At 33.9% G+C, this 2,638-nt stretch carries 3 protein-coding genes; 1 reads left to right on the top strand and 2 read right to left on the bottom strand.

Annotation, left to right across the window (positions count from 1 at the left end):
* Both HOG71_10115 and HOG71_10110 read right to left on the bottom strand, forming a co-directional pair.
* A partial coding sequence (locus HOG71_10115; protein MBT5991191.1) for a hypothetical protein occupies window positions 1-393 on the bottom strand: 393 nt, incomplete at its 3' end.
* 92 nt (window positions 394-485) lie between these two features.
* Window positions 486-1,223: a hypothetical protein gene (locus tag HOG71_10110; GenBank protein ID MBT5991190.1), complete on the bottom strand. Its 738-nt coding sequence runs from the start codon at window positions 1,221-1,223 to the stop codon at window positions 486-488.
* A 172-nt stretch (window positions 1,224-1,395) separates the two neighbouring features.
* Between HOG71_10110 and HOG71_10105 the strand changes: the two genes are divergently transcribed.
* On the top strand, window positions 1,396-2,556 hold the full coding sequence (locus tag HOG71_10105) for an ammonium transporter (GenBank protein MBT5991189.1): 1,161 nt from the start codon (window positions 1,396-1,398) through the stop codon (window positions 2,554-2,556).
* The last annotated feature ends 82 nt before the right edge of the window (window positions 2,557-2,638 follow it).

The raw sequence follows: 2,638 nt of genomic DNA, 5'->3' as shown, positions 1-2,638 counted from the left end.
ATTGAAAATAAGTATCATGAAAAAACTTAGACCGAATACAAAAATGATGGCAAGTAATAGTAAAATATAATTAACATAAGTAGCCCATAAAAGAGATTCAAGTCTGATTTTTGAAATAAATTCATCTTCAATTTTCTCTTTTGAGAAGGCAACAAAACAAGCCCCAATAATAAACAGTACACAGAATATTTCATCGAATATGTCGTTTTCAACAATTTTGAAAAATGCAGATTCACCAAGAAATTCATCAGAATAAATTGCAAAAACGTTTACCCAAATTTCTATGTCCTTCAAAAATGGTAAAGAAAAGAGAATGTAATAACAAATGGAGAGAATTAATACGATCCAGCCTATTGGCTTAAATCGGTTGGGTAATAAATACTTTGATTTCATAGCTTTATATTTTTCAGCAAATGTAAATCAAAATTTACAAAAAGTAAAACAAACACTACAAAAAGTAAAGATAGCTTGTCTATTTATTTGAACTAATTCTTGACAACCCTTGGAGCACCACTTACAATCCATGTAGCATATACTTCCGATATTTTCCAGTCTTCACCCATGTATTTTCTAGGACGGGCAATTAGGTAATCCAAAAAGTCTGATAGATCAGAAATCTCAACATTTTCCATCAAAGTAAACAAATCATTTCCCGAAAAAGGTCCTTCTTCAACTAGTGGAGATTCCATTTGTTCGCGCATTTCAACAGCGGTTAGTTTAATATCGCTCATCAGTTTTTCCATGATCAGTTTTTCATTGATGATGTTATCAGTTTCCAGAAGATCCCATAAATCATAAAAGCGTTCTTCATTCAGAACATCGACCAAAAATATGTTAAGCCGAGCGAGCTCATAAAAAATACTTCTGTAATCTAGTTTTGGAATTTGGACATTTATACGCACTAATCCCTTTCGTACTTCATGGAATTGATCTTCATAAGTATCTAAAATGTAGTAGGTATTTATAAAAGACTGACCTTGATCAGCTTCGCTAATTACAGCAAAACCTTGGAGTGAATTGTCACTGTTATCGATAGTCGGGTCGATAGCATAAATAAGCCCAGAATCGTTATTCATAAGCTCAATATTGGCATTGTCAACAACAATTGTTTTGTCATCAAACATTAATCGATAGCGTAGAAAAAAATCAACTTCTTCGTTTTCAGGTTGGGCATTGATGTTAAAAACTGAAAAGAGGGCAAATAGAATACTTAGGACTTTCATGATTCATGTTTTTAGTTAATTATAGCTTAATACCTTATCTGAGCTTTTTGTAAAGTATAGGGATCTTACTCAAGAAGCGATTTATTTAAGGTTTGTTAAATAATTCACAAGAAAACAATTTTTAGAATACTTTTGTTCTCTTAAATTTTTTAGAAACACATAAAATCAAAAAATGTCTAGGGTAAAAGTAATTTCTTCAATGGCAATGTTGACCTTATTATTAGGTTCTTTTGGTGCATTTGCTCAGGAAAACATCAACAGCATTATTGAATCAGTTGTCGAAGTACAACAATATAATCGTGCAATTCACATTATGGCCATGTTGTTATTGGGTTTTGGGTTCTTAATGGTATTTGTGAAAAAGTATGGTCGTTCAGCACTTACTGCTACTTTTTTGTTAGTTAGTGTTTCAATTCCTCTTTATTTCATTGGGAACTCAGCCATTTTTGAAGGTGAGGGTAGCGAAATTGAAAAACTCATTTTAGCTGAGTTTGGTGCTGCAAGTTTGCTGATTGCAGCGGGAGCTGTTTTAGGTCGACTTAAAATGCATCAATATCTGATAATGGGTCTTTTATTTATCCCCTTTTATATGTTTAATGAATGGGTTATTCTTGAAAACGGTTTGGGTTTTCTGAAAAATGAAATTGCTGATACTGGAGGATCAATTATTATTCATGCGTTTGGAGCACTATTTGGCATTAGCGCTGCTGTTTCGATGACCACTAAAAAGGAAATGGATGTTCCTATTGTAGCCGATGCAACCAGTGACCGATATTCCATGCTGGGAAGTATGGTGCTTTGGATATTCTGGCCTAGTTTCTGTGCTGCCCTCGTTCCTGTTGAAGCAATTCCTCATACAGTTGTAAATGTATTCTTTGCTCTGTGTGGATCAACTATTATTACCTATATCCTTTCTGTATTAATTAGAGGAAAAATTAATATTGCCGATATTGCTAATGCTGCTTTAGCAGGTGGTGTAGCCATTGGAGCAACATGCGATCATGCCAGCCATGGTGGTGCAATTATTATTGGTGGTATTGCAGGTGCTATTGCAACCATTGGGTTTGCAGTATTGCAGGATAAACAACAAAAATTCCATCGAATTATTGATACTTGTGGTGTTTCTAACTTGCATGGTTTACCGGGTATATTTGGTGGTTTAGCTGCAATAGTTGTTGTAGATGGATTACATGCTGTAAGCCAAATACTTGCTATTGTGATTACCATTGTGATTGCCATAGTATCTGGCTTGTTAGTCGGTAAATTATTATCTCTATTCGGCCATCGTTCTCTGGCTTATGAAGATGTCGAAGAGTTTGAAGATGCAGATTGATAAATAAGATATTCATCTGAAATCCTCTTAAACGAAATACTTTAAGAGGATTTTTTGTTTGTTAATATTGATTGATTCTCTT

It is taken from the genome of Bacteroidota bacterium, assembly GCA_018698135.1.
Taxonomy (GTDB): domain Bacteria; phylum Bacteroidota; class Bacteroidia; order CAILMK01; family JAAYUY01; genus JABINZ01.
Note: the sequence above shows the minus strand (reverse complement) of the source record. Positions and strands in the feature narration are given on the sequence as shown.

Bases quoted from the DNA above. Each gene is read 5' to 3' on its own strand.
- HOG71_10105 (MBT5991189.1), top strand. From the start codon at position 1,396: ATGTCTAGGGTAAAAGTAATTTCTTCAATGGCAATGTTGACCTTATTA.
- HOG71_10110 (MBT5991190.1), bottom strand. From the start codon at position 1,223: ATGAAAGTCCTAAGTATTCTATTTGCCCTCTTTTCAGTTTTTAACATC.